This window comes from Mesorhizobium sp. M8A.F.Ca.ET.021.01.1.1 (assembly GCF_003998025.1).
GTDB lineage: Bacteria > Pseudomonadota > Alphaproteobacteria > Rhizobiales > Rhizobiaceae > Mesorhizobium.
The window spans coordinates 1-2,687 of record NZ_RZSJ01000728.1 but is presented as its reverse complement, the minus strand read 5'-3'; the positions used below and the strand labels follow the sequence as shown (position 1 = coordinate 2,687).

Sequence of the window (2,687 nt, the reverse complement as noted above, 5' to 3'; positions counted from 1 at the left end):
TATCTTATGTATGGGAGGGTCTCCGTGGACCGGCAGTAGGCCTGTCGGTTCGCGCTGTCTGCGAAGCCAGGAGAGTATCTGGAGCAATCCCACTTCGTGCGTGAGGGCGCAGAAAGTGTTTGGCGTGCAAGGAAGACGTCGTAGGGTCTTGAATTAGGCCCGCGTTTTCCCAACCGGATGGTCCCTCGCAAGTAGTCGATTCCCTCGTGTGTTGGGAGTTGGCTGTGGTTGGTGTGATACCAAGTGCGAAACGATGCGTACGCGACGCAGGTTTCTGCTTCAATCAATCCCTCAACTATCTGCAGCTGGCCGCCAGCAAAGATTGCGTGGCGCTTGATGAGTGTTGCTCGGCGCCCTTTGGACCGCGGCGCGCAGCGAGTTCCACACCCACCTCAGTGAAGACAAGTGGACGGCGTTCGATCGGACGGCACGAAGAGGTCGTCAAGCCTTGTGCGCGCGTCTGGTCGCTCGTGCGGCGCCCGTCGGTTTACGGATCTTGCACGCAGCTCGAGCACCGGCAGAAGCTGCGACCGCCCTTAGCGAGCGCGGGCGCTCGGCAGCGATAGAAACTAGGCACGAAACAAGACACACAGCGGCGTTGCCGCCGCCGACCGAGGAGGAAATGATGAGCTACATAGCAGGGTTTGCCGTCATGGAAGTTGCTGTTAGAGGCGTTTTGCCCATCGGCGACACGCCCGAAAATGTAGCTTATTTTATCCTTGACACGGCCAAGAGCGCCGTCGTCGGTCAGGTCATTCTTCCCAAGGCCGTCAAGCGAAGCCTCGCCGTCGCTGTCACCGTCAAGGTTCCGGCCGCGGCCGGTTCATTTGCGATTGGCACGTTTGATGATGGCGGGAATTTCCAGGCCTGCAGCTTCCTCCGGGTAGAGAGCCCCGCTGTCGAACATCCCGACGGCGCCATCGGGCCGTCCGGAAGATGAGGCCTCTCAAGTCGCTTATCCCGAGCCCTCGCCGGCGAGGCCGGTGGGCGGTTTCCGTTTGAACTGAGTTCGAAGCCAAGAGGAGCCAGTCATGGCCCGTGCCTCTGAAATTCTTTTTGTCGATACCTCGGTCTCCGACCTGCAGACGGTGGTCGGCAACGTGCGCCCCGAAGTTCAAGCGATTGTGCTCGACGACCGCTCGCCGGCGGCGCAGCAGATCGCTGCGGCGCTCGCGGAGCACGAAGGGCTCGATGCGATCCATGTTATGGCGCATGGCGCGCCTGGCCGCGTTAGCTTCACAAGCGGAGAATGGTCGGCCACCACACTGAAGGAAGATGCTGAGGATCTTGCCGCAATCGGCAGGGCGCTTGCCGCGGACGGCGAACTGCGACTGTGGAGTTGCGAGACGGCTTTAGGGAATGCTGGCGAGACCTTCGTTACGGCGCTGGAACAAGCCGTCGGCGCGGACGTCCGCGCATCGAGATCGCTGGTTGGAGCAGCCAAGCTAGGTGGCTCTTGGGAGATGTCGGAACACGCGAACAAACCCCGGCCACCCCTGACCCAGGATGGGATGGTGTATTATGGAGGAGTTTTTACCGCAGGTGATTTGACGCTGACTGGATTAATAGATGGCTCGGGAAAAAGCATTAACACGTTTTACCTAGTAGATACGAATAACACTCCTGAGGCATCTGATGATCTCATAGTAGGAAGTTTTGTTCTTCCGGCTACTCCGGACGTTGCATCACATTTTTCCATAACTGTTACTGTTCCAGATATAACTCATACTTATCTTGTCTACGATTCAGGCTTTCGCTTGTACGGTACGCTAACTGCTGTCGCAGACATTGACCCCGTGATGGCAGGCGACCAACCTGGTTTCAGTTTCACGACCACGCCCATCAATGCCGTTGGCGGATCCGGCAACAATGGCGATCATTTTGATGGGGGCAACATAAACGTAGCAAGTGCCGGCACTCCAGGCCCGACAGGCCCGACAGGCCCGACAGGCGCGACCGGCGCGACAGGAGCAACGGGCGCGACAGGAGCCACAGGTGCGACGGGCGCTACTGGTGCGACAGGCGCTTCGGGTGCGACTGGCTCGACAGGTGCTTCTGGCGGGACCGGTGCAACGGGCGCCACGGGTGCCACGGGAGCTTCAGGTGGGACGGGCGCGACTGGTGCGACTGGCTCGACCGGTGCCACCGGCTCGACCGGTGCGACAGGCTCGACTGGCTCGACCGGAGCGACAGGTTCGACTGGTGCGACCGGCTCTACCGGCGCAACTGGTGCGACCGGCTCGACCGGTGCCACCGGCTCGACCGGAACGACAGGCTCTACCGGAGCGACAGGTTCGACTGGTGCAACCGGCTCGACCGGAGCAACGGGTGATACCGGCTCGACTGGCTCGACAGGTGCAACCGGCTCGACTGGCTCGACAGGTGCAACTGGCTCGACCGGTTCGACTGGAGCGACAGGTTCGACTGGTGCAACGGGCTCGACTGGAGCAACCGGCTCGACCGGAGCGACCGGCTCCACAGGAGCAACTGGCTCGACAGGAGCAACAGGTGATACCGGAGCGACTGGTGCGACCGGCTCTACCGGCGCTACCGGCTCGACCGGCGCCACCGGCTCGACCGGAACGACAGGCTCGACCGGAGCAACTGGCTCGACTGGAGCAACAGGCTCGACTGGAGCAACAGGTGATACCGGTGCGACTGGCTCGACCGGTGCAACTGGCTCGACC

At 61.3% G+C, this 2,687-nt stretch carries 2 protein-coding genes; both read left to right on the top strand.

The features are described from left to right. Positions 1-625 precede the first annotated feature (625 nt). Positions 626-940 carry a hypothetical protein gene (locus EOA36_RS32955; protein WP_127280955.1) on the top strand — a complete coding sequence of 105 codons (315 nt, stop codon included), beginning with the start codon at positions 626-628 and terminating at the stop codon, positions 938-940. A 91-nt stretch (positions 941-1,031) separates the two neighbouring features. Beyond that, a partial coding sequence (locus EOA36_RS32950) for a DUF4347 domain-containing protein (RefSeq protein ID WP_127280954.1) occupies positions 1,032-2,687 on the top strand: 1,656 nt, incomplete at its 3' end.

Excerpts from the sequence above, each read along its gene's own strand:
- EOA36_RS32955 (WP_127280955.1), top strand. The coding sequence starts at position 626 with ATGAGCTACATAGCAGGGTTTGCCGTCATGGAAGTTGCTGTTAGAGGC.